Origin of the sequence: Mesorhizobium sp. M0011, assembly GCF_040324155.1 — a bacterium.
GTDB lineage: Bacteria > Pseudomonadota > Alphaproteobacteria > Rhizobiales > Rhizobiaceae > Mesorhizobium.
In genome coordinates, this window is sequence record NZ_JAMYVQ010000008.1 from 55,982 (window position 1) to 79,423 (window position 23,442).

A 23,442-nucleotide genomic window follows, 5' to 3' on the forward strand; every position below is an offset into this window, starting at 1 on the left:
GCAAGTCGATTGAAAGGCAGTGAATTGCATGGTCGGCTTGACCCTGCAAGCACAGGCCATAAAAGGAACGGCCGACCCGAGGGATGACATTTCGCATGTTCACCAAGATCCTGATCGCCAATCGCGGCGAAATTGCCTGCCGCGTAATCAAGACGGCGCGCAAGATGGGCATTGCCACGGTTGCCGTCTATTCCGATGCCGATCGCGATGCCGTGCATGTCGAGATGGCCGACGAGGCGGTGCATATCGGGCCTTCGCCAGCCGCGCTGAGCTATCTCGTCCCGGAAAAGATCATCGCCGCCTGCAAGGAAACGGGAGCCCAGGCCGTGCATCCCGGCTACGGATTCCTGTCCGAGCGGGCGGCTTTCTGCGAAGCGCTGGAAGCGGAAGGCATCATTTTCATCGGCCCAAAGCCCAAGGCCATCAAGGCGATGGGCGACAAGATCGAATCGAAGAAGTTCGCCAACGCCGCCAAGGTTTCCACCGTGCCCGGCTGGCTCGGCGTTATCGAGAATGCCGACCATGCCGAAAAGATAGCCGGCGAAATCGGCTATCCCGTGATGATCAAGGCTTCGGCCGGCGGCGGCGGCAAGGGCATGCGCATCGCCTGGAGCGAGGCCGAAGTGCGCGACGGCTTCGACCGCGCGCGCTCGGAAGCCAAGAGTTCGTTCGGAGACGATCGTGTCTTCATCGAGAAATTCATCGTCGATCCGCGCCACATCGAAATCCAGGTGCTGGCCGACGCGCATGGCAACGCGCTCTATCTCGGCGAGCGCGAATGCTCGATCCAGCGACGCAACCAGAAGGTCGCCGAAGAGGCGCCGTCGCCCTTCCTGGACGCCGCGACACGCAAGGCCATGGGCGAGCAGTCGGTGGCGCTGGCCAGGGCTGTCGATTACCAGAGCGCCGGCACGGTCGAATTCATCGTCGACAAGGACAAGAACTTCTATTTCCTTGAAATGAATACACGATTGCAGGTCGAGCATCCGGTGACGGAGCTCGTCACCGGCATCGATCTGGTCGAGCAGATGATCCGCGTCGCCGCCGGCGAAAAGCTTGGCCTGAAGCAAAGCGACATCAAGCTGAACGGCTGGGCGGTGGAAAGCCGGCTCTATGCCGAAGACCCTTACCGCAACTTCCTGCCTTCGATCGGCCGACTGACGCGCTACCGGCCGCCTGAGGAAGGACAATTCGGCGATGTCGTCATCCGCAACGACACCGGCGTCACCGAAGGCTCCGAAATCTCGAGGTTCTACGATCCGATGCTCGCCAAGCTGTGCACCTGGGCGCCGACGCGTCTGGAGGCCATCGATGCCATGTCGGAAGCGCTCGACAGCTTCGTCGTCGACGGTATCGAGCACAACATTCCGTTCCTGGCCGCCTTGATGCAGCATCCGCGTTGGCGGGAAGGGCGGATATCGACCGCTTTTATATCGGAGGAATATCCCGACGGCTTCGCGCCGGTCGTACCGAACGACGATGAGAAGGCCGTGCTGGCGTCGATCGCGACCGCGGTGGAACTGCTGCGCCGTGACCGGCTCGACCGGCTGGGCGGGCGGCTGGCGCCGCATTCGGGAGCTCTGAAGCGCGACTGGGTGGTAAAGATCGGCGATGACTATCTGTCGGCGTCGATCATCGAGGGCATGATTTCCATTCCGATGGAAATCGATCTGTCGATCGAGGGCGGCAGGGCGTTGACCGTTGCATCAGACTGGCGGCCGGGCGATCTGATCTGGCGCGGCACGGTCGGCAAGCGCAAGGTTACGGCTCAGGTCAGGCCGGTTGCCAACGGCTTTCGCATAGCCTGGAAAGGCATGTCGGTGACCGCGCGCGCCATGCTGCCGCGCACCGCCGAGCTGGAAAGGCTGATGCCCGAAAAGGTGGCGCCGGACACGTCGAACCTGCTGCTTTGCCCGATGCCTGGCCTTGTCGTGTCGATTGCCGTTGCCGAAGGCCAGGAGGTCAAGGCCGGCGAGACCTTGGCGGTGGTCGAAGCGATGAAGATGGAAAACGTGCTGCGTGCTGAACGCGACCTTGTCGTCTCCAAACTCAACGCCAAGCCAGGCGACAGCTTGGCCGTGGATGCGGTGATCATGGAGTTTGCGTAAGGCTGACCGGGCAGGCAGCCTGTGATCAGCAGCGGTTTGTGCTGGACTGGCATCGCGCGGTCCCGGACAATACATCTCCATCGACTCAAGGACCTTCACGCAGCGCCATGGCCGACGAAAAACTTCCCCGTGATCCCCTGAAGCGCGAAGCAGCGATTGCGGCGGCGCGGCCGGAGGCCCCGGCGCGGCCCTTCGTCCATTTGCGCGTGCATTCGGCCTATTCGCTGCTGGAAGGCGCCTTGCAGATCGGCAAGGTGGTGGCTCATGCGGTCAAGGACGAAGCCCCCGCCATTGCCGTCACTGACACCAACAATCTGTTCGGTGCCCTGGAATTCGCGCAGAAGGCGGTGAAGGACGGCATCCAGCCGATCATCGGCTGCCAGACCGCGCTCGCCTTTTCCGGCGAAAACAGCGATGGCCAGCGCGACCGCAGGCGGCAGGGCCCGGATATGCGGCCGGTCGTCCTGCTCGCAGCGACCGAAGCCGGCTATTCCAATCTGGTCAGGCTGGTCAGTCGCGTCTACCTCGAAACACCGCCGGGCGAAGCCGTGCACCTGACCACCGAAATGATGGACGGCTATTGTGACGGATTGATCTGCCTCAGCGGTGGGCCGCGCGGACCGATCGGCACCGCGCTCAAGGAAGATCGCCGCGACCTGGCCGAAGCCCGGCTTTTGACCCTCAAGGAGATGTTCGGCGACCGGCTCTATGTCGAGTTGGACCGGGTTTCCGGTTATGACCGCGTGATCGAAAAATCCTCGATCGATCTGGCGTATGCCCATGAACTGCCCCTGGTCGCCACCAACGAGGCGTTCTTTTCCTCTCGTGACGACTATGACGCACATGACGCGCTGATCGCCATCGCCGAGGGATCGGTCGTCGCCGCCGACAATCGTCGCCGGCTGTCGCCGGACAATTTCCTGCGCAGCCAGGCCGATATGGCGAGGCTCTTTGCCGATCTGCCGGAGGCGATCGACAACACTGTCGAGATCGCGCTGCGCTGCTCCTATTATCCGAAGAACCGCAATCCGATCCTGCCGCGCTTCACCGGCGGCGATGTCGCCGACAATGACGCCGCCGTGCAGGCGGAAGCCGACGAACTGGCCCGCCAGGCGCATGAGGGGCTCGACGCGCGCCTCGCCATGCATGGCCCAACCGCCGGCTATACAGTCGAGCAATACCGCGAGCGGTTGAACTTCGAGCTTGGCATTATCACCAAGATGAAGTTTCCCGGCTACTTCCTGATCGTTGCCGACTTCATCAAATGGGCCAAGGCGCAAGGCATTCCGGTCGGGCCGGGCCGCGGTTCGGGCGCAGGCTCGCTGGTCGCCTATTCGACGACCATCACCGACATCGATCCGCTGCGCTTCTCGCTGCTGTTCGAGCGCTTCCTCAATCCCGACCGCGTGTCGATGCCCGACTTCGACATCGACTTCTGCCAGGATCGCCGCGAGGAGGTCATCCGCTACGTCCAGCAGAAATACGGCCGCGACCAGGTCGGCCAGATCATCACCTTCGGTACGCTGCAGGCGCGCGCCGTGCTGCGCGACGTCGGCCGTGTGCTGCAGATGCCCTATGGCCAGGTAGACAAGCTCTCCAAGATGGTGCCGCAGAATCCGGCCAATCCGGTCAAGCTCGCCGACGCCATCGCCAACGAGCCGCGCTTTGCCGAAGAGGCCGAGAGGGAGCCGATCGTGCAGACGCTGCTCGACATGGCGCAGAAGCTGGAAGGCCTCTATCGCCACGCCTCGACCCATGCTGCCGGCATCGTCATCGGCGACCGGCCGCTGTCGGAACTGGTGCCGATGTACCGCGATCCGCGCTCGGACATGCCGGTCACCCAGTTCAACATGAAATATGTCGAGCAGGCCGGACTGGTGAAGTTCGACTTCCTCGGCCTGAAGACGCTGACCGTTCTGGAGACGGCGGTGAAGCTGATCCGCCGGCGCGGCATCGAGATCGACCTGGCGACGATCCCGCTCGACGATCCCGAGACCTACGCCATGCTGTCGCGCGGTGAAGTGGTCGGCGTGTTCCAGGTGGAAAGTGCCGGCATGCGCAAGGCGCTGATCGGCATGCGGCCCGACTGCATCGAGGACATCATCGCCCTGGTCGCGCTCTACCGACCGGGGCCGATGGAGAACATCCCGACCTACAACGCCCGCAAGCATGGCGAGGAGGAGATGGCGTCGATCCATCCCAAGATCGACCATCTGGTGAAAGAGACGCAAGGCGTCATCGTGTACCAGGAACAGGTGATGCAGATCGCGCAGGAGCTGTCCGGCTACTCGCTCGGCGAAGCCGATCTGCTGCGCCGCGCCATGGGCAAGAAGATCCGCGCAGAGATGGACAAGCAGCGCGAGCGCTTCGTCTCCGGCGCGGTCGAGCGTGGCGTCGGCAAGCCGCAAGCCGATTTCATTTTCGACCTGCTGGCCAAGTTCGCCGACTATGGTTTCAACAAATCACACGCCGCCGCCTATGCGGTGGTTTCATACCAGACCGCCTATCTCAAGGCGCATTATCCGGTCGAGTTCCTGGCAGCGTCGATGACGCTCGACATGGGCAACACCGACAAGCTGGCCGATTTCCGCCAGGACGCGCTGCGCCTTGGCATCGAGGTTCTGGCGCCGTCGGTGATATCGAGCTTCCGTCCCTTCGAGGTCGGTGAGAACCGCATCTACTATTCGTTGGCTGCGCTCAAAGGCGTCGGCGACGCGGCGGTCGAGCACATCGTTGCCCAGCGTGGCGAAAAGCCGTTCAAGAACCTCGCCGATTTCTGCGAGCGGGTAGATCCCAAGATCGTCGGCAAGCGCGTCTTCGAAAGCCTGATCATGGCCGGCGCGCTCGACTGCTTCGGCCACGATCGCGCGTCGATGATGGCGGGGGTGGAACGCATGATGGGGCTGGCTTCGCTGGCGCAGCAGAACGCCGTTTCCGGCCAGCATGACATTTTCGGCGCCTCCATCGGCGCCCAGTCGCAGGCACTCAATCTGCCGGCGACAGAGCCGTGGCTCGCCGCCGACCGGCTGCACCGTGAATTCCAGGTGGTCGGCTTCTATCTCTCGGCGCACCCGCTCGACGAGTACAAGGCGGCCCTGCAGAAGATGCGGGTTCAGACGTGGGCCGAGTTTTCGGCGGCCGTCAAACGCGGTGCCGCCGCCGGCCGTCTGGCCGGCACGGTGACGTCCAAGCAGGAGCGCAAGACGCGCACCGGCAACAAGATGGGCGTTATCGCCTTTTCTGACACATCCGGCCAGTACGAAGCCGTGCTGTTTTCCGAAGGACTGGCGCAATATCGCGATCTGCTCGAGGCCGGCCGCTCCGTGGTCATCACCGTTGCCGCCGAGGACAGGCCGGAAGGCGTCAATCTGCGCATCAACTCAGTGCAGTCGCTGGAGGACGAGGCAAGCCGTATCCAGAAGGCACTTCGCATCTTCGTGCGCAACGCCGCGCCGATCAACACGCTGGCCGGCCAACTGACCGTCAGGGGCGAAGGCCAGGTCAGCTTCGTGCTGATCAAGGAAGAGGGCGAGGGGGAAATCGAGATCGAGCTGCCGAACCGCTACCGGATTTCGCCGCAGATCGCCTCGGCGATGCGCGCGGTGCCGGGCGTGGTCGAAGTGGAGTTGGTGTGACCCCCGCTCTTTCTCGCGCGCGGCAATCAGCCTGGCGGTCGCTGCCGCGAACGCCAGCGCAGTCAGCATGAAGCCGGCGCAGAGGAACGGGTCGCAGGCGGTTTCAGCCTTGGCGCGGCTGCGTGACAGGCTGCGCAGGCTCTATCATGGGCGCACGCCGGCCGCTTTCCGGTTCCAACTGGTGGCCGTCGTCATCGACCTCGCCATCATCGCCTTCTTCATCGCGACGCCGGTCCTTCAGGACAAGCCGTCATTCCTCTGGCTCGACTATTCGGCGGCCGCGCTTGTCGCCGCGGACCTGATCGCCCGGCTGCTTGCCTCCAAAAACATGCTGCGGCTGATGAAGCAGCCGACGTCGTGGGTCGATGTCTTCATCCTTTTGACGCTGCTGATGCCGACGGCGTTCGCCAATCTCGCCTTCCTGCGCATCCTGCGGCTGTGGTCGTTGTCGCGCAGCGGTTCGCTCTGGCGGCATCTGGAGATGCGCGGCCTGCGGCCGTGGCGCGAGGCCAGCCACGCCGTCATCAACCTTTTGACCTTCCTGTTCGTCATCACTGGCTTCGTCTACACGTTCTTCTTCCGCACTGGCGCCGGTCTGGAAAACTATATCGACGCGCTTTATTTCACCGTCGCCACGGTGACGACGACCGGCTTCGGCGACATTGTGCTGCCGGGCATGGCCGGCAAGCTGACGGCAATCGTCACCATGATCATCGGCATATCGCTGTTTGTCAGACTGGCTCAGGCGATCTTCCGGCCAGCCAAGGTTTTGTTTCCCTGCCCGCAGTGCGGCCTGCGGCGGCACGAGCCGGACGCCGTGCATTGCAAAGCCTGCGGCCATCTTCTCAACATACCCGACGAAGGGAACTGACGGCCGGCGGGACTACGACGCCGCCACTTCGGCCGGCTTCATTGGCCTGCGCTGAAGATTGAGCAGATTGCCCATCAGGATCAGCAGCGCGCCACCAGCGGTGAAGGCGTCGATCTGCTCGCTATAGAGCAGCCAGCCAATCAGCGCCGACAGCGGCACGCGCAGGAAATCCATCGGCGAGACGATAGTCGCGTCGGCATGACCAAGCGCACGGGCCATGCAGAAATGCGACGACATGCCGGTGAAGGCGATCAGCACGATCCATGGCCACAGCTCCAGTGGCGGGTTGCGCCACGTATAGAGCGCCGGGATGAGACCGACTATCGACTGGATAATCAGCATCCAGCAGATGATGCGCACGACGCTGTCCGTCCGGGTCAGCGATTTGATCGTGACCACCGAGATGCCGAAGCAGGCCGCGGCACCCAGCACGACGAGATGTCCAGGATCGATCGAGCCGACACCGGGGCGCACGATGATCACCACGCCGATCAGCCCCAGCCCGATCGCTGCCAGCTTGGGCCGGTTGAGCCTTTCGTCAAGAAAAATCACCGCCAGGATAGCTGTCCAGATCGGCGTGGTGAATTCGATCGAGATCAGCACGGCCAGCGGGATCAAAGTGAGGGCGTAGAGCCAGGCCGCCTGGCCCGTGTAGTGGATGACGTTGCGGGCGATATGGGCAATGGGGCGCCGCGTGCGCATGGCTTGAAAGCCGCCACTCGTCATCACCAGCGGCAGAAGGATGAAGAAGCCGATCACAGAGCGCAACTCCAGCACCTGGAAGACGTTGAGCTCCGCTGTCGTGGCTCGGCCGGCGACCGTCATCCCAAGGAAGGAAGCGATCGACAGCGCCATCCAGAACGCGGCCTTGGGGATCGAGGGTGTGGGTGCCATTCGCGCTATGTCGCAGGCCAGGACTTCTGCCGCAATCGCTACGCAAGGCATTCTTCTGGGCCAGTCGCGACTGGCTGGATATTGTAAAACAGTCATGTGGCGGGCGGAACCTGAAACGGCAAGTGGCGTTGAATCCCGATGGTCAGCCGTGCTGGCGGACCGTCCCGCCTTTTTGAAGATCGACAGGGAGAGCTTCGATGAGATCCTTCGCGCAATTCGCGCTTGCCGGCGGTTTACTGGTTGCGGCAGGCGCGGCACATGCCGACGAGACGCAATTTCTCCAGTCGTTCAAGGGCAATTTCGCCGGCAGGGGTATCGTCAAGGTCACCACCGATGCGCCGACCGTGAACGTGTCCTGCACGTTCAGCTCGAACGCGACATCGACCTCCCTGTCGCTCGACGGCAATTGCCGGGGGCTTGTCGTGGTCACGCGTGCCATCAGCGCGGATCTGAAGGCCAGCGGCGCCAAATACAGCGGCACCTATGTCGGCTCTCGCACGGGACCGGCACAGCTCAACGGCAGCCGTTCGGGCAACGCGATCAACCTGGGCATTCGCTGGGCCAAGGAGGTCAATGGCGACCGAAGGGCGCAGATGAAGGTCGAGAAACGCGGCGAGAACGGCATGCGGCTGACCGTCATCGACACCGACCCGAAAACCGGCAAGAGCGTGGTGACGAGCAGGATTGATCTGCAGCGCACCTAATCCTCGAGCGGCTCCGGCGGATGGGCGTCGCGGCCCTTGCCGAATGTGTAGCCGGTTTCCACCGCCTTGCGGCCGAACTTGTCGCGGAGGGCATCGATGGCGCCTTCGGCCATGGCGCGCTTGCGCGATTGGATGTCGACCAGATCGGGCGGGTCGGCCTTGTCGTCGTCCGAGAGGTCGCTGACACCGATGCCGAGCAGCCGATATTTCGTGCCGTCGGTTTCCTTGCGCAGAAGCTCCACCCCGGTCTGAAAGATGCGGTCGGCGAGCCGGGTCGGATCGCCGAGCTGGCGATTGCGCGTGCGCAGCTTGAAATCCTGGCTCTTCAGTTTCAGCACCACAGTGCGCCCGGCAATGCCTGACTTTTTCAGCCGTGCCGAAACCTTTTCCGAAAGACCCCTGAGAACCGCGACCAGTTCCTCTAGCGACGCGATGTCGGTGTCGAAGGTGGTTTCGGCCGATACGCTCTTGGCATCCTGGTCGGGATCGACGCGGCGGACGTCCTCGCCGCGCGAAAGGTGGTAGAGCCGGTCGCCCATCGTGCCGTAGCGGCGCATCAGGTCGCCGCGATCCATCTGCTGCAACTGGCCGATAGTGCGGATGCCGTCACGCTCCAGGGTGGCGTTGAATGCCTTTCCGACACCCCAGATCATGGTCACCGGCTGCGCCGCCAGGAAGCCGACTGCCTCGGCCTCGCCGATGACCGAGAAACCGCGCGGCTTGCGAAAATCAGACGCAATCTTGGCAAGGAACTTGCAATAGGACAGGCCGGCCGAAACGGTGATGCCGATCTCCTTCTCGACGGCCTGCGCGAAGCGCGCCAGCACCACAGCAGGCGGCAGGCCGTGCAGTCGTTCGGTGCCGGCGAGGTCGAGAAACGCCTCGTCGATCGACAGCGGCTCGACCAGCGGTGTCAGCGCTTGCATCATGGCGCGCACTTCGCGGCCGACGCGCACGTATTTTTCCATGTTGGGGCTGATGACGACCGCCTCCGGGCAGGCTTCGAGCGCCTTGAACATCGGCATGGCCGAGCGGACGCCCTGGATGCGGGCGATGTAACAGGCGGTGGAGACGACGCCGCGCTTGCCGCCGCCGATGATCAGCGGCTTGTCCTTGAGCGCCGGATTGTCGCGCTTTTCGATCGCCGCATAGAAGGCGTCGCAATCGATATGGGCCAGATGCAGCCGGTAAAGCTCGGGATGACGCACAAGCCGGGGGCTGCCGCAGCGCTCGCAGCGGCGCGTCGGGCTGCGCTGAAACATCAGGCAGTCGCGGCAAAAACCGTGATCGGGATTGTTGACAGGGGCCGCCATCGCTGCGAACATAAAGAGAACAGAAGCAATGGTACGACAGTGCAAGGCCAGCGACAAGGCTGGCCTGGGGAGAACGCATGAGCACGACCATAGCGCCGCTTGCGCCCGAGCTTTGGGCTGAATTCGAGGACCTCTTCGGCAAGCAAGGCGCCTGCTACGGCTGCTGGTGCACGCATTTCCGGCTGGCGCCGGCGATGCGCCGCGAGAGCAGCCGGGAACGCAACAAGGACCACATCAAGGCGCGTATCGAAGCCGGCCCGCCGCCCGGACTGCTGGCATTCGAGGATGGCCAGGCGGTTGGCTGGATGCAGATCGGACCGCGCGCCGACGTGCCCGAATGGAACAATCAGGGCAGGGGGTCGGCACCGGTCGATCCTGCCGACGCGGGGGATGCGGCCGTTTGGGCGATCTCCTGCTTCTTCATCCGCGCCAAGGCGCGCGGCAGGGGCATCACGCATCGCCTCGTCGAAGGCGGCATAGGTTTCGCCCGCCAGAATGGGGCCCGGCTGCTCGAGGCGTGCCCGATGGACCTGTCTCGCGATTCGCGCTCGATCGGCCTGTTCGTCGGTTCGTCACGGGTCTTCGAGAAGGCGGGTTTCGAGCGGCTGGTGGAACGCAAGGCCGGTCGCCCGCTGATGCGGCTGGTGCTTTGATCGAGATGGTCTGCCCGGGTGCCGTTGTCGATCTCACCTTGCGGTTGCAGCGGTAATTTCATACCAGACGGACAAAGTCTTTCTTCTAGGTCAAACGGAGAATTCGCGTGAACCGTGCCCTGCCATTCGTGTTCCTTCTTGCGTTGAGTGCCCCTGCTTTCAGCCAGACCGCCGACAGTCAGGGTGCGAAGCAATTGTCCGACGACTTGTCCCGCTATGTCGGCAAGCAGGCCATCGACAAAGGCATTTTGAAGGTTTCGCTCGAAGGTGGCGCCTACAAGATCGTGTTCGATTTCAAGGCACTTGCCGCATCATTTCCGGACCAGAAACTGCTGAAGTTCGACTTCGCGCCCTATGCCTTGATGGTCAAGCCGCGCAGCGACGGGTCCTGGGATGTCTCCATGGATTTCTCCCAAACCGCCTCCTTCGAGTTCAACGGACCCGAGGGGCTGCAAAGCACTCAGTTTTCGATCAAGGACGGCAAGGGTTCGGGCGTCTACGATCCAAATCTGGCGGCCTTTACCAGCGGCACCAGCTCGATGGCCGGCATGACGATGGCATCGAAGGATGCCAAGCAGCACATGGAAGCCAGCACGGGCGCCGGCATCGCGACCGTTGCCGCGACCAAGTCGGCGACCGGGGGCGTCGATTTCACAACCTCGCAGAAGGTGTCGAGTTTTGTCGAAGCGATCAATTTCGATGACCCCGAGAGCGGGCTGAAATTCCCGGTCACCGTCAGGTCGCCTGAACTGTCGGTCGAAGCCAGCGGCAAGGGCGTGCGGACCAAGCCATTGCTCGATCTCCTGGCATTTGCGGTGGCCAACGAGGACGAGGCGACGCTGAAGGACAACCAGGCGCAGCTCAAATCGCTTCTGCTCGCCGCCTTGCCGCTTTGGCAGCGTATCGACGGGACCTACGGTTTCAAGGATTTCGCGGTGGAAAGCCCGGTCGGCAATTTCGGCGCCACCCAGCTCAGCACCGTGTTCGGCACCGATGGCGTGGCCGAGAACGGCACGATCACGTACGGCATCAAGGCATCGGGGCTGACCGTGCCGACCCAGCTTCTGCCGAGCTGGAGCGTGGGGTTGTTGCCCACCGATGTCGATTTGAACTTTGGCGGCGCCAATATCGATCTCGACAGCATGGCGAAGAAGGCGATCGAAGCCTTTGATCTCAATAAGAATCCGCCGCTGTCGGCCGAATTCGGCGAGCAACTTAAGGTCGACTTCATGGCCAGGATGCCGAAGGTCGTGCTTGGCCACAGCACCGTGAAGAACAAGGACACGGAGATCGCGCTGGAAGGCGAGATGACATTCCCAGGCGAAAAGCCCGAAGGAAGCGTAACCGTCGATGTCGCCGGCTTCGACAAGCTTGTCGAAGGCCTGCAGCAAGCGGCAAAGTCGGAACCGGAGGTTGGCCAATACGTGCCAGTCGCTCTCATGGCGAAGGGCTTTGGCAAGACGCTACCCGATGGCCGGCTGGAATGGGTCGTCAATGCCAAGGCCGACGGTTCGGTCACCGTCAATGGCGTCATGCTGAAGCCTGCCGATCCGGCCGTGGACGACAGCGTGGATGATGGTGACGGCGCCGATGACAGCGGAGACGACAGCGGCGGCGCAGGTGCGAACTGAACCCCTGAAGCTGGAGTTCAGAGCCCCAGCGCGCTTGCGATCTTGGGCGCTGCCTCGTGCCAGTCCTGGACGACGACCACATCGTCCGTCACCGGCGGCAGGAATGCGCGCAGCGAATTGTCGGCCATCAGGTGGAACAGTTCGGCGTCGGCGACCGATTCCCGTACCGACGCCAGATTGTGCGGCTGATCGTCGACGAAGACCACCGGTCGGCCGGCCCTGCCGCGAAGCTTGGCCACTGCCGGTCCTTTGGCCATTTCAGTGGTCAGAAGCGGGTAGCTCAGCCCAAGCGCGTCGAGATGGACGCGACGCACGGCGCGGTGTTTGTGCGGCATGGCCGTCAGCAAAACGATTTCCGCGCGATCGCCAAACCCTGCCAGGGCTTCTGCCGCGCCGTCCGTAATGTTTTGCCAATCGGCTTGCGCGTCAAAGAAATCGGCCAGCAGTGCCGTGACTTCGGGCTGTTCGATCAGGCGGCCGCTGGCGGTCTCTGCGATGTTGCCGGTCAGCCGAAACGAGGCCAGCGTCAGGCCATAGCCGCGCGCCTTGAGGAAATTCGGAAACGGTCGGATGAATTCGAGCACGACATCGTCGACATCGAGCACAAGCAAGGGTCGGTCGTCGGCTGCCAGTTCTTCAATCTGGCGCGCGGTTTCCGGATCATCGCTCATATGGAATGCTCGTGGTTGTCGTCGCCCAGCGGCAGCGACCGCAAGGCCTTGCCGACAGAAGCCGGCGGGGTGCCGGTTTCCTCGGCAAAGCGCATCAGAGTCGGCTCGTGGGCGAGGATGAATTGCAGGACACCGGCCAGAAAACCCGGCTCGCTGGCGGCTTTGCGGATCGAATGGACCTCTATGCCGGTGATTGCCAGAAAGCGCGGCAGAAGCTCCGGATCGGAGGCGACGAAGCCCAGGGCCTTCACGGCAATCGATTCCGCTTCTTCGCGCATTGACGCTGCGTTTGCCATCACTACCTTCGGTGTGTGGAATGAGTCTCTCCCGCAGTAATGGCAAGAGTTGCTTGCGGCAAGCCATTAGAGCGTGGCGCGCCCTTTGGACGCGCAGGCGACGAGGTGGAATTCGCGCTGTTTTCCAGCCGGGGATTTCCGTTTCGTCAATCATATTGCCGTAAAGTGAAGCAGGGTTGGTGCGTTCAGACTTGGGCGCATGACGGTCGCCTTCGAAGCGGAAGGACGGCCGGGACGGGATATCGATGCCGAAGAAGGTTATGATCGTCGAGGACAATGAGCTCAACATGAAGCTCTTTCGGGACCTCATCGAGGCAAGCGGTTACGAGACCGTGCGCACCCGCAACGGTCTGGAAGCGCTCGATCTGGCGCGCCTGCACAAGCCGGATCTCATCCTGATGGATATCCAGTTGCCTGAAGTGTCGGGGCTTGAAGTGACCAAATGGCTGAAGGAGGACGACGAACTGCACGTCATCCCGGTCATTGCGGTGACCGCCTTCGCCATGAAGGGCGACGAGGAACGCATCCGCCAGGGTGGCTGCGAGGCTTATATTTCGAAGCCGATCTCGGTGCCGCGTTTCATCGAAACCATCAAATCCTATCTGGGCGATGCGTGATGTGCCCCTTCAGCCGAGCCGGAGCGTTGTGAAATGACTGCGCGGATCCTCGTCGTCGACGATATCCCTGCCAATGTGCGGCTGCTGGAAGTGCGGCTGCTGGCCGAATATTTCGAAGTGCTGACCGCCACCAATGGGCCGGATGCGATCGAGACCTGCGAGAACGGCAAGGTCGATGTCGTGCTGCTCGACGTTATGATGCCGGACATGGACGGCTTCGAGGTCTGTCGGCGGCTGAAGAGCGATCCGGCGACATCGCACATTCCGGTGGTGATGATCACCGCGCTCGACCAGGTTTCCGACCGCGTCCGCGGACTCGAGGCCGGCGCCGACGACTTCCTGACCAAGCCGGTCAACGATCTGCAACTGATGACGCGCGTCAAGAGCCTGGTTCGCCTGAAGTCGCTGACCGACGAGTTGCGGCTGCGCGCCTCGACGACGCGCAACATCGGCATCGAGGAGTTGCTCAGCCGCAATTTCGCATCCGAGGACACGACTCCGAAAGTGCTTTTGATCGACGAGCGCAAATCATCCGTCGAGCGCATCCAGAAGATGCTGCGCGACCGGGCCGACCTCGACGTCACACATGATCCGCATGCCGGTTTCTTCCAGGCCGCCGAGACGTCCTATGAATGCGTGATGATCTCGACCGCGTTCGCCGATTTCGATCCGCTGAGGCTCTGTTCGCAGTTGCGCTCGCTCGATCGCACCCGTTTCGTGCCGATCATTCTGTTGGCGGAGGAGGGCGAGGAGGAACGCATCATCCGCGGCCTCGAACTCGGCATCAATGATTATCTGATGCGGCCGATCGACCAGCAGGAGTTGACGGCGCGGCTGCGCACCCAGGTGCGCCGCAAGCGTTACAACGACCAGCTGCGCGCCAGCGTCACCCAGACCATCGAAATGGCGGTGACCGATGGACTGACCGGGCTGCACAACCGCCGCTATCTGGACAGCCACCTGCAGACGCTGTTCGATCGCGCCGTGGCGCGGCGCCGGCCGCTGTCGGTGATGATCACTGACCTCGACCGCTTCAAGGCGATCAACGACGCGCACGGTCATGACGGCGGCGACGAGGTCCTGCGGGAATTCGCACGACGGCTGCGCAAGAATGTCAGGGGTATCGACCTTGCCTGCCGCTTTGGCGGCGAGGAGTTCGTCGTGGTGATGCCGGACACCGAGGGCGCGGTGGCCGAGAAGGTAGCCGAGCGCATTCGCGCCGAAATCGCCCAGGCGGCTTTCGCCATCGGGCAGGACGGCAAGGCGATCGAAGTCACGGTCAGCGTCGGCGTGTCGTCGGTGCTGAAGGGCGTGGACACGGTGGCGGCGCTGATGAAGCGTGCCGATCTCGCGCTCTACGAAGCCAAGAGCGGCGGCCGCAACCGGGTTGTTGCCAAAGCCGCATAACCGGCCAAGGCTCCGAATATCCAGTCAACCCGACAGGGTTACCCGTTTACCTTAATCCAAGCGATTCGCGAGCCTTGGTTAAGAAACTGTTGATTTTCATAAGCTCTTGCGCAACTGTGCAGGCCAAGACGAAGCCGGCACGAGGATAGAAAGCCGGCTCCGTTCCCTGGGAATACCCCATGATGCTCAGGTCCGCCGCATCTCCTGGGTCCGTGGGGTCGGCCGGCCGGCGCTGGCACATAGTGGCCTCCTCGTACCGCTGCCAAACGCCGACCGGCCCCCTTCTCTCCAAAAGAACATCAGAACTCCGTGCCAAAGCACGGAGGAATCTGCGTTTTTGCATGTGAAATCGGAACACCCGTTCTAGCCGTTCCAACACAGTTTCGCTGTGAGAGCAGCCAACGATGAGGGGAAGAGCACCCCTTCCATTTCACAGATATGGCGCACAAGGGGCTTGCGGCAAGACCCGGCTCCTCCCGTAAACCCGCGACCCAAGCCAGGGTGCGGAAAACGGGAGTTATGACAATGATGTCAGATCATGCGGTTGTGATCGCCGGGGGTGGTCCGACGGGATTGATGCTGGCAGGCGAACTGGCGCTGGCAGGCATGGACGTTGCCATTGTCGAAAGGCGACCGGATCAGAAACTGGCAGGATTGCGCGCAGGCGGCCTGCATGCGCGCACTCTTGAGGTGCTCGACCAGCGCGGAATTGCGGATCGGTTCCTTTCACAGGGACAGACATCGCCGTCCGTGGGCTTGCACATGATCCGGTTAGACATCAGCGATTTTCCCACGCGCCACAATTATCTGCTGGCACTGCGGCAAAACCACATCGAGCGCATCCTGGCCGACTGGGTCGGCGAGTTGAAGGTGCCGATCTATCGCGGACACGAGGTTGCGGGGTTTATCCAGGACGCCAGCGGCGTCGATGTCAAACTGTCCAACGGCCACCGGCTGAAGACGACATATCTGGTTGGTTGCGACGGAGGCCGCAGCACCGTTCGCAAATCAGCCGGTATTGAGTTCGCCGGATGGGATCCGACGATGAGCTGGATGATTGCCGAGGTCGAGATATCGGAAGAGCCGGAATGGGGCTTCCGCAGCAACGCCTTCGGAATTCATGCCCTGGGTAAGATCGAGGACGGCAAAAAAGTTGGCGTCGTGCTGACGGAACCGAACCTGGAGGCCCGCGGCGAACCGTCCCTGCGCGAGCTCAGCGAGGCGCTGATCGCCATCTACGGCACCGATTACGGGGTCCACAATCCGACCTGGCTCTCGCGGTTCACCGACATGACGCGACAAGCCGTGAAATACCGCGACAGACGCGTCCTGCTGGCCGGTGACGCAGCGCACGTCCACCCGCCGATGGGCGGACAGGGCCTCAACATCGGCGTGCAGGACGCGGTTAACCTGGGATGGAAGCTCGCCCAAGTGGTCAAGCTGATATCACCGGAAAGCCTGCTCGACAGCTATCACACCGAACGCCATCCGGTCGCTGCCCGCGTGTTGCGCAACACGATGGCACAGGTCGCTCTTCGTCGTACGGATGACCGCAGCAAGGCATTGAACGACATCTTTGCCGAGTTGCTCGGCATGGATGAGCCCCGCAAACGGATCGCCGCCGAGATGTCCGGCCTGGGCGTCCATTACGACTTCGGCGAGGGGCATCCGCTGCTTGGGCGGCGAATGCCCGATCTCGATCTGGCCACCGCTGACGGACCGTTGCGGGTCTTCACCTTGCTGCACGACGCGCGGCCCGTGCTGCTCAACTTCGGTGAGCCCGGCAGGCTGGACCTCGCGCCCTGGGCTGATCGGGTCCGGCAGATCGACGCCGGTTACGCCGGTATCTGGGACCTCCCGGTGCTCGGGAGGGTCGCCGCGCCCGGCGCCGTCTTGATCCGGCCCGATGGTTATGTGGCTTGGGCCGGGGCGGGAACCCAACAGGGGCTGGTGGACGCGCTGACCACCTGGTTCGGGTCGCCTGCTGCCTCAGATTAGCAGATACGATCGAAGCGCGATCGCGCGACCGCCTTGAAAATATTGCGTCGCTCCCTCCGACAGTGCTCCTGACAGTTGGTTGACAGGAGCTTCCTTCTGTGCAGAAATTGGTTGGACCATTGGACCACTTGGAGGAAATGTGGACCAGAACAGCCTGCCACCCATCCAGACGACGGCGCGCGATGACGCCGTGCTGAAGGCGTTGGTGGGCTTTGTTCGCGCCGAGGCCTTGCAGCCGGGCGAGCGGCTTCCAACCGAGCGTATTCTGGCCGAGCGGCTGAAGGTCAGCCGCAACACCGTGCGCGAGGCGCTGACACGCTGGGAAGGGCTCGGCCTCGTCGAGAGGCGGCAGGGCAGCGGCACCTATCTCAAGGCGGCTGTTTCACACGATATGCTGCACATGCCGCTGACGCTGGCGGGCGGCAATGATTTCACCAGCCTGATGCAGACGATGGAGATCCGCCGCGCGCTGGAGGCGGAGGCCGCAGCTCTTTGCGCCGAACGCGCCAGCCAGGCAGATATCGCCGAAATCGCACGCAAGCTCGACATCATGGAGCAGGCGTTCCGCACGCGCGACGGCATGTCGGCGGAAGAGGATTGGGAGTTCCACCAGGCGATCTACCGGGCCTCGGGTAATCCGCTGTTCGAGCAGATCATCGCCGCCATGTACGAGTTGTTCCACCGCTTCTGGGAGCATCCGCTCGGCGTTCGCGATTTCGGCCATGCCAGCTTTCCCTATCACCGCACCATCTACGAATGCATCGCAGCCCGTGACCCGCAGGGCGCCCGCGCCGAAGCCCTCAAGCTGATCGCTACCGTCGAGGACGATCTCAAGCGCGGTGCCGCCAAACTCAAACTTTCGAGCCAGACATGAACGAGCATCCATCCGGTTCCGATCACGACTATCTCGCCGAGGCGGCGACACTCTTGGCGCATGACGAACCGTTCCCTGGCGGTGCGGTGGTGCCGCCGATCTACCAGACCTCGCTGTTCACCTTCGCCAGCTATGCCGAGATGGCCGATACCTTTGCTGGCAAACGAAAGCAGCCGATCTATTCGCGCGGCGACAATCCGACGGTGATGGAGTTCGAGGCGCGCGTGGCAGCGCTTGAGGGCGCAGAAGCCGCGCGCGGCTTTTCCAGCGGCATGGCGGCGATCAGTGCCACGGTGCTTGCGTTCGTTGGGGCAGGCGAGCGCATCGTGGCGGTGCGCAATTGCTATGGCGATGCCTACCGGCTGTTCGAGCGGCTGTTGCCTCGGCTCAACATCAAGGTCGACTATGTCGACGGCTCCGACCCGGATGCGGTCGCGGCGGCACTTCCCGGCGCCAAGCTGCTCTACCTGGAAAGCCCGACCTCGATGATGTTCGAGCTGCAGGACATCGCGCATCTGACACGGCTGGCCAAGGAACAGGGCATCGTCACCACCATCGACAATTCCTGGGCGACGCCGGTGTTCCAGAAGCCGATCGCGCATGGCGTCGACCTGGTGCTGCATTCGGCCTCGAAATACCTTGGCGGCCACAGCGACACCGTCGCTGGCGTCGTCGCGGGTTCGGCCGCTCATATCAAGCACATCAACGAGCAGACCTATTCCTATCTCGGCGGCAAGCTGTCGCCATTCGAAGCCTGGCTGTTGCTGCGCGGCTTGCGCACGCTGCCGCTGCGCCTGCCGCACCACATGAAGAGCGGCCTGACCATCGCCGAACGGCTGAAGGCGCATGCCAATGTCGAGCGCGTCAACCATCCTGTCTATTCGAACCATCCGGGCAAGGCGACACTGGCCGGCTATGCCGGTCTGTTCTCCTTCGAGGTGACGGACGAGATCGACATCCCCGTCTTCGTCGATGCGATGAAATATTTCCGCATCGGCGTCAGCTGGGGCGGGCATGAAAGCCTGGTCGTGCCGGCCAAGGCGTCGCTGGAGCAGACGCCTGGCCTGAATTCGATGGCGCGCTTCGGCGTCAGCCCCCGAACCATCCGCTTCAATATCGGATTGGAGAGTGTCGAAGACCTGTGGGCGGATGTCGCCCAAGCCTTCGAAAAAGCCAGAAAATAACAAGCGGGTTCAAAATGGGAGTCTTGAACATGAAAAAACTGACCGTCATGCTTGCCACCGTTGCGGGACTGGCGATTTCCGCCGGAAGTGCTGTGGCCGACTCGACCCTGAAAATGGTCGAAGTCATCACCAGCCCGCCGCGCACCGAATTCCTGAAGAAGCAGATCGCCGAATTCGAAACCGCCAATCCGGGCATCAAGGTCGAGCTTATCTCGCTGCCCTGGGGCCAGGCGTTCGAGAAATTCCTGACCATGGTGCAGGCCGGCGATACGCCTGACATCGTCGAAATGCCGGAACGCTGGATGGGCCTCTACGCCAACAATGCCCAGCTCGAGGATCTCGGCCCCTATATGGCCAAATGGGATGATGCCAAGACGCTGGGCGACCGCGCCAAGCAGTTCGGCTCGACCGTCAACAACACCCAGTTCATGATCCCTTACGGCTACTATGTGAACGCGCTGTTCTGGAACAAGAAACTGTTCAAGGAAGCCGGCCTCGATGGCCCGCCGGCGACGCTCGATGATTTCATCGCCGACGCCAAGAAAATCTCTGCGTTGCCGGGCAAATATGGCTACTGCCTGCGCGGCGGGCCGGGCGCTTTCAACGGCATGCACATGTTCATGAACATCGCCGCCGGCAAGGGTGGCTACTTCAACGAGGATGGCACTTCGACGATCAACGAAGAAGGCTCGGTCAAGGGCCTGCAGATGATGGCCGACATGTACAAGGACGGACTGGCGCCTAAGGATGCGGTGAGTTGGGGTTTCAACGAAACGGTCACCGGCTTCTATTCCGGCACCTGCGCCATGCTCAACCAGGATCCGGACGCGCTGCTCGGCATTGCCGACAAGATGAGCGCCGACGATTTCGCGGTAGCGCCATTGCCGGTCGGGCCGAGCGGCAAATCCTATCCGACGCTGGGCTATGCCGGCTGGGCGATGTTCGCCAACTCGCAGCACAAGGACGACGCCTGGAAACTGATGGCGACGCTTCTGTCGCCGAAGGACAATCTGGAATGGGCCAAGGAAGTCGGCGTTGTCCCGATCCACAACGGCGCCGACCAGGATCCCCATTTCAAGACGGAGCAGTTCAAGGGCTGGTTTACGGAGCTCAGCGACAGCTCCAAATATGAAATGGTCACCCCGCCGACGCATCTGGAGAACCTCGGCAATTTCGTCGACCAGGTGGCGATCAAGAATTTTCAGGAAGTGCTGCTTGGCCAGAAGACGGCCAAGGACGTCGCCGACCAGTGGGCTGCCTTCCTGACCAAGGAACAGCAGGATTGGCTGGCGAAGAACAAGAAGTAGTTTTTCTTCCCTTCTCCCCGTTCACGGGGAGAAGGTGTCACGAAGTGACGGATGAGGGCAGCACTAGCTTCTGCCAGGTTAGCGCTGCCCCTCATCTGTCTACGGCATCTTCTCCCAGTTTCACGGGGAGAAGGACACTCTCCGCCAGCCGACGTTCCAGGAGTGACCCCTAAACCAATGACCTATGCCGTGTCCGAAATACGATCCGCCGGCCAGCCGCGCCGCAAGCGGTTATCCCACGCCGCAATCGAGCCATGGCTCTATCTCAGCCCGGCGATCATCCTGCTGGTCGTGGTGCTTCTGGTGCCGCTGGTCATCGGCATCAGCTACTCCTTCCGCAAATTCTCGGCGTTCAAGTCCGAATATGTCGGGCTTGGGCAGTATCAGGCGATGCTGTCGGATCAGGTGCTGGGGCAGGCGCTGGTCAACACGTTGTGGTGGACCGTCGCCAGTCTGTTTTTCCAGTTCTTCCTTGGCCTCGGCCTGGCGCTGCTGCTCGACAAGCCATTTCGCGGCCGCAAGGCCGTGCAAGCCCTGGTGTTCCTGCCCTGGGCGGTGCCGTCCTTCCTGTCAGGCCTGACCTGGGCCTGGCTGTTCAATCCGATCATCGGCCCGTTGCCGCACTGGCTGTTTGCATTGGGGCTGAAGGCCGAGCCGACCAATGTGCTGTCCGATCCGTCAACCGCCATGTGGGGGCCGATCGTCGCCAATATCTGGTTCGGCATTCCGTTCTTCGCCATCACGCTCTTGGCGGCACTGAAATCCATTCCATCGGAACTGCATGAGGCGGCGGCCATCGACGGCGCTTCGCCCTGGCAGCGCTTCACCAAGGTGACGCTGCCGTTTCTGGCGCCGACCATCGCCATCACCGTGATGTTGCGCACCATCTGGATCGCCACCTTCGCCGACCTGATCTTCGTCATGACGGAGGGCGGGCCAGCCGGCTCGACCAACACGGTGCCGGTCTACATCTATGTCAGCGCCTTCAAATCGCTGGACAAGGGCTATGCCTCGGCGGTGGCGGTGCTGCTGCTCGTCCTGCTCATTGCTTATGCGATTGCGCTGATCGGTATCCGCCGCACCCTGGTGAGGCACGTCTGATGATCGCAGGACGCTCAACCTCGCAGCGCTTCTTCGGCGGCATCGGCCTCTACGCGGCAATCGCGGCCTACGTGCTCTTTGCCCTGTTCCCGATCTACTGGACGCTAAAAATCTCGGTCACGCCGGAGCGGCTTCTCTATTCCGAAGGCATCACCTTCTGGCCGTCGCACATGACGCTGCAGAATTTCGTCACCGTGCTCGAGGCCACCGATTTTCCGCGTTATTTCCTCAACAGCGTCATCGTCTCGGTATCGACGGCGGCACTGGTGACAATCATCGCCACGCTCGCCGGCTATGCAATGTCGCGCTTCACCTTTCGCGGCAAGGCGGCACTGGCGCTGATGTTGCTTTTGACCCAGACCTTTCCGCTGGTGATGGTCATTCCGCCGATCTACCGCGTGATGGGTCAGATCGGCCTGATCAACAGCCTGACCGGGCTGATCATCATCTACACCGCCTTCAACACGGCCTTTGCCACCTTCCTGATGCAGTCCTTCTTCGACGGCATCCCAAAGGATTTGGAGGAGGCCGCGATGATTGACGGCTGCACCCGAGCGCAGGCGATGCGCAAGGTGATCGTGCCGTTGACGCTACCGGGCATGGGCGCAACGCTCGGCTTCGTCTTCACCGCCGCCTGGAGCGAGCTTCTGTTCGCGCTGATGCTGATTTCCAGCGACGACCAAAAGACCTTTGCCGTCGGCTTGCTCACCTTCATCGGCAAGTTCGCCGTCGACTGGGGACAGATGATGGCGGCGTCCATCCTGGCGCTGATCCCGGTCTGTATCTTCTTCGCCTTCCTGCAACGCTATCTCGTCACCGGCCTGACCGCCGGCGCCGTCAAAGGATAGATCGATGGCCTCTGTTACGCTCGAAAACGTCCGCAAGGACTATGGCGCCGTCCGCGTCCTGCACGCGGTCGACCTTGAAATCGCCGATGGCGAGTTCGTGGTCCTGGTTGGGCCGTCAGGCTGCGGCAAGTCCACGCTCTTGCGCATGATCGCCGGGCTGGAGGAGGCTTCCGGCGGCGAGATCCGCATCGGCGAGCGGCTGGTCAACGACGTAGCACCCAAGGACCGCGACATCGCCATGGTGTTCCAGTCCTATGCGCTCTATCCGCATATGGACGTGTCGAAGAACATGGGTTTCAGCCTGCTCTTGAAGAAGGCGCAGAAGACGACGATCGATGCCAGGGTGGACGGCGCCGCCAAGCGGCTCGGGCTCGACACCTTCCTGCAGCGCCTGCCGCGGCAATTGTCGGGCGGCCAGCGCCAGCGCGTCGCCATGGGCCGTGCCATCGTGCGGGATCCCAAGGTCTTCCTGTTCGACGAACCGCTGTCGAACCTCGACGCCAAGCTGCGCGTCCATATGCGCGCCGAGATCAAGGCGCTGCACCAGCAGCTGAAGACGACATCGGTTTATGTCACGCACGACCAGATCGAGGCGATGACCATGGCCGACCGGATCGTCGTCATGCATGACGGGCTGATCCAGCAGGTCGGCGCGCCGCTCGATCTCTACGATCGGCCGGCCAACATGTTCGTCGCCGGTTTCATCGGTTCACCCGGCATGAATTTCCTGCCGGCGACGGTTCGGGAGGGCGCTACCCCGGAGGCCGTGCTGACCGACGGCCAGGCGCTGAGGCTGCCGGAAGGCCTGCCGCTCAAGGATGGTGACGCCATCACCGTCGGTTTGCGGCCCGAGCATATCAAGTTGGCGGATGACGGCGCGTTGAAGGGCGAGGTGGGTGTGGTCGAGCCGCTCGGGCTTTCGACGCAGTTCTACGTCAAGCTGGCCAGCCAGCAGCTTTGCGTCTTTGCTATGGGCCGTGCCGGCGTGAAGCCCGGCGACGAGGTACGGTTGGCGGCCGAACCACACCAGCTGCATCTATTCGATCCGAAGAGCGGTGAGCGCATCGGCTGAGGGACTCAGCCAGGGCGGATGCGGGCAGGATCACGCGCCGCTATCGGGCGGGAATACACGGTAACGCTACATTTCAATTGGATAAAATAGCGGAACGTCCAAGAGACATTTCCGGAACCTAACAGGACCACTCGGACCTTTGCGTGTCGAGCACAAGACCTTGGTCCCGCCGTCTTCTCAAAAAACGGAGGTTATTTCGCCACGAACTAGGCCGCCGTCGGAGCTAGTCAACACCGACGGCGGCACCTGCAATATGGG

The 23,442-nt window shown here is 62.4% G+C and carries 19 protein-coding genes; 15 read left to right on the forward strand and 4 right to left on the reverse strand.

The genetic code is table 11. The features are described 5' to 3' along the window. Positions 1-95 precede the first annotated feature (95 nt). The 3 genes from NKK51_RS11630 (at position 96) to NKK51_RS11640 (ending at position 6,614) form a co-directional block, all read left to right on the forward strand. Positions 96-2,108, forward strand: a complete 2,013-nt coding sequence (locus NKK51_RS11630; protein WP_352552927.1) for an acetyl-CoA carboxylase biotin carboxylase subunit — start codon at positions 96-98, stop codon at positions 2,106-2,108. 107 nt (positions 2,109-2,215) lie between these two features. After that, on the forward strand, positions 2,216-5,743 hold the full coding sequence (gene dnaE / locus NKK51_RS11635) for a DNA polymerase III subunit alpha (protein WP_352552929.1): 3,528 nt from the start codon (positions 2,216-2,218) through the stop codon (positions 5,741-5,743). 67 nt (positions 5,744-5,810) lie between these two features. Further along, entirely contained in the window at positions 5,811-6,614 is an 804-nt protein-coding gene (locus NKK51_RS11640; protein ID WP_128303380.1) for a potassium channel family protein, read from the forward strand. A 12-nt stretch (positions 6,615-6,626) separates the two neighbouring features. On the opposite strand, the gene NKK51_RS11645 is transcribed toward NKK51_RS11640, so the two are convergent. Continuing rightward, positions 6,627-7,508: a DMT family transporter gene (locus NKK51_RS11645; protein ID WP_352552931.1), complete on the reverse strand. Its 882-nt coding sequence runs from the start codon at positions 7,506-7,508 to the stop codon at positions 6,627-6,629. Between the two features lie 197 nt (positions 7,509-7,705). On the opposite strand from NKK51_RS11645, the gene NKK51_RS11650 reads away from it, so the two are divergent. Continuing rightward, complete coding sequence (locus NKK51_RS11650; protein WP_352440262.1) at positions 7,706-8,212, forward strand: hypothetical protein; 507 nt, start codon at positions 7,706-7,708, stop codon at positions 8,210-8,212. Here NKK51_RS11650 and NKK51_RS11655 read toward each other — a convergent pair. Beyond that, the gene (locus NKK51_RS11655; RefSeq protein WP_128303383.1) at positions 8,209-9,537 is read right to left on the reverse strand and encodes a DNA polymerase IV; all 1,329 of its coding nucleotides are present in this window, start codon (positions 9,535-9,537) and stop codon (positions 8,209-8,211) included. The genes NKK51_RS11650 and NKK51_RS11655 overlap by 4 nt on opposite strands. A gap of 65 nt (positions 9,538-9,602) precedes the next feature. Here NKK51_RS11655 and NKK51_RS11660 point away from each other — a divergent pair, with 65 nt between their 5' ends. After that, positions 9,603-10,178: a GNAT family N-acetyltransferase gene (locus tag NKK51_RS11660; RefSeq protein ID WP_023810530.1), complete on the forward strand. Its 576-nt coding sequence runs from the start codon at positions 9,603-9,605 to the stop codon at positions 10,176-10,178. A 107-nt stretch (positions 10,179-10,285) separates the two neighbouring features. Continuing rightward, a complete protein-coding gene (locus NKK51_RS11665; protein ID WP_352552933.1) occupies positions 10,286-11,809 on the forward strand; it encodes a hypothetical protein in 1,524 nt (507 codons plus the stop codon). Positions 11,810-11,826: 17 nt separating this feature from the next. Here the strand turns inward: NKK51_RS11665 and NKK51_RS11670 are convergent, their stop codons facing one another. Beyond that, positions 11,827-12,480, reverse strand: a complete 654-nt coding sequence (locus tag NKK51_RS11670; protein ID WP_027036806.1) for a hypothetical protein — start codon at positions 12,478-12,480, stop codon at positions 11,827-11,829. After that, on the reverse strand, positions 12,477-12,776 hold the full coding sequence (locus NKK51_RS11675; RefSeq protein ID WP_027036805.1) for a DUF3572 domain-containing protein: 300 nt from the start codon (positions 12,774-12,776) through the stop codon (positions 12,477-12,479). The genes NKK51_RS11670 and NKK51_RS11675 overlap by 4 nt, the downstream gene beginning before the upstream one ends. A gap of 260 nt (positions 12,777-13,036) precedes the next feature. Here NKK51_RS11675 and NKK51_RS11680 point away from each other — a divergent pair, with 260 nt between their 5' ends. The 9 genes from NKK51_RS11680 to NKK51_RS11720 all read left to right on the forward strand — a co-directional run bounded on the left by NKK51_RS11680 (position 13,037) and on the right by NKK51_RS11720 (position 23,184). Further along, positions 13,037-13,393, forward strand: coding sequence for a response regulator (locus tag NKK51_RS11680; protein ID WP_276325614.1), 357 nt, complete (start codon positions 13,037-13,039; stop codon positions 13,391-13,393). 33 nt (positions 13,394-13,426) lie between these two features. Next, positions 13,427-14,800 carry a PleD family two-component system response regulator gene (locus tag NKK51_RS11685; protein WP_023810534.1) on the forward strand — a complete coding sequence of 458 codons (1,374 nt, stop codon included), beginning with the start codon at positions 13,427-13,429 and terminating at the stop codon, positions 14,798-14,800. A 528-nt stretch (positions 14,801-15,328) separates the two neighbouring features. Continuing rightward, complete coding sequence (locus NKK51_RS11690; protein ID WP_352553075.1) at positions 15,329-16,798, forward strand: FAD-dependent monooxygenase; 1,470 nt, start codon at positions 15,329-15,331, stop codon at positions 16,796-16,798. A gap of 139 nt (positions 16,799-16,937) precedes the next feature. After that, on the forward strand, positions 16,938-17,672 hold the full coding sequence (locus NKK51_RS11695) for a FadR/GntR family transcriptional regulator (protein WP_352440267.1): 735 nt from the start codon (positions 16,938-16,940) through the stop codon (positions 17,670-17,672). After that, entirely contained in the window at positions 17,669-18,856 is a 1,188-nt protein-coding gene (locus tag NKK51_RS11700) for a PLP-dependent transferase (protein WP_352552936.1), read from the forward strand. Before NKK51_RS11695 ends, NKK51_RS11700 begins: the two co-directional genes overlap by 4 nt. Positions 18,857-18,885: 29 nt before the next feature. Continuing rightward, positions 18,886-20,163 carry an ABC transporter substrate-binding protein gene (locus NKK51_RS11705; RefSeq protein ID WP_352552938.1) on the forward strand — a complete coding sequence of 426 codons (1,278 nt, stop codon included), beginning with the start codon at positions 18,886-18,888 and terminating at the stop codon, positions 20,161-20,163. Between the two features lie 177 nt (positions 20,164-20,340). Then, positions 20,341-21,264, forward strand: coding sequence for a carbohydrate ABC transporter permease (locus NKK51_RS11710; protein ID WP_292177192.1), 924 nt, complete (start codon positions 20,341-20,343; stop codon positions 21,262-21,264). Next, positions 21,264-22,112: a carbohydrate ABC transporter permease gene (locus NKK51_RS11715; RefSeq protein WP_027036797.1), complete on the forward strand. Its 849-nt coding sequence runs from the start codon at positions 21,264-21,266 to the stop codon at positions 22,110-22,112. Before NKK51_RS11710 ends, NKK51_RS11715 begins: the two co-directional genes overlap by 1 nt. A 4-nt stretch (positions 22,113-22,116) precedes the next feature. Next, positions 22,117-23,184 (forward strand): ABC transporter ATP-binding protein, encoded by a 1,068-nt coding sequence (locus NKK51_RS11720; RefSeq protein ID WP_352440269.1) that lies wholly within the window; start codon positions 22,117-22,119, stop codon positions 23,182-23,184. Positions 23,185-23,442 lie beyond the last annotated feature (258 nt).

Coding starts and splice junctions, on each gene's coding strand:
- NKK51_RS11675 (WP_027036805.1), bottom strand. CDS start 12,776: ATGGCAAACGCAGCGTCAATGCGCGAAGAAGCGGAATCGATTGCCGTG.
- NKK51_RS11715 (WP_027036797.1), top strand. CDS start 21,264: ATGATCGCAGGACGCTCAACCTCGCAGCGCTTCTTCGGCGGCATCGGC.
- NKK51_RS11710 (WP_292177192.1), top strand. CDS start 20,341: ATGACCTATGCCGTGTCCGAAATACGATCCGCCGGCCAGCCGCGCCGC.
- NKK51_RS11650 (WP_352440262.1), top strand. CDS start 7,706: ATGAGATCCTTCGCGCAATTCGCGCTTGCCGGCGGTTTACTGGTTGCG.
- NKK51_RS11690 (WP_352553075.1), top strand. CDS start 15,329: ATGTCAGATCATGCGGTTGTGATCGCCGGGGGTGGTCCGACGGGATTG.
- NKK51_RS11660 (WP_023810530.1), top strand. CDS start 9,603: ATGAGCACGACCATAGCGCCGCTTGCGCCCGAGCTTTGGGCTGAATTC.
- NKK51_RS11680 (WP_276325614.1), top strand. CDS start 13,037: ATGATCGTCGAGGACAATGAGCTCAACATGAAGCTCTTTCGGGACCTC.
- NKK51_RS11655 (WP_128303383.1), bottom strand. CDS start 9,537: ATGTTCGCAGCGATGGCGGCCCCTGTCAACAATCCCGATCACGGTTTT.
- NKK51_RS11645 (WP_352552931.1), bottom strand. CDS start 7,508: ATGGCACCCACACCCTCGATCCCCAAGGCCGCGTTCTGGATGGCGCTG.
- NKK51_RS11630 (WP_352552927.1), top strand. CDS start 96: ATGTTCACCAAGATCCTGATCGCCAATCGCGGCGAAATTGCCTGCCGC.
- NKK51_RS11670 (WP_027036806.1), bottom strand. CDS start 12,480: ATGAGCGATGATCCGGAAACCGCGCGCCAGATTGAAGAACTGGCAGCC.
- dnaE (WP_352552929.1), top strand. CDS start 2,216: ATGGCCGACGAAAAACTTCCCCGTGATCCCCTGAAGCGCGAAGCAGCG.
- NKK51_RS11720 (WP_352440269.1), top strand. CDS start 22,117: ATGGCCTCTGTTACGCTCGAAAACGTCCGCAAGGACTATGGCGCCGTC.
- NKK51_RS11640 (WP_128303380.1), top strand. CDS start 5,811: ATGAAGCCGGCGCAGAGGAACGGGTCGCAGGCGGTTTCAGCCTTGGCG.
- NKK51_RS11705 (WP_352552938.1), top strand. CDS start 18,886: ATGAAAAAACTGACCGTCATGCTTGCCACCGTTGCGGGACTGGCGATT.
- NKK51_RS11685 (WP_023810534.1), top strand. CDS start 13,427: ATGACTGCGCGGATCCTCGTCGTCGACGATATCCCTGCCAATGTGCGG.
- NKK51_RS11700 (WP_352552936.1), top strand. CDS start 17,669: ATGAACGAGCATCCATCCGGTTCCGATCACGACTATCTCGCCGAGGCG.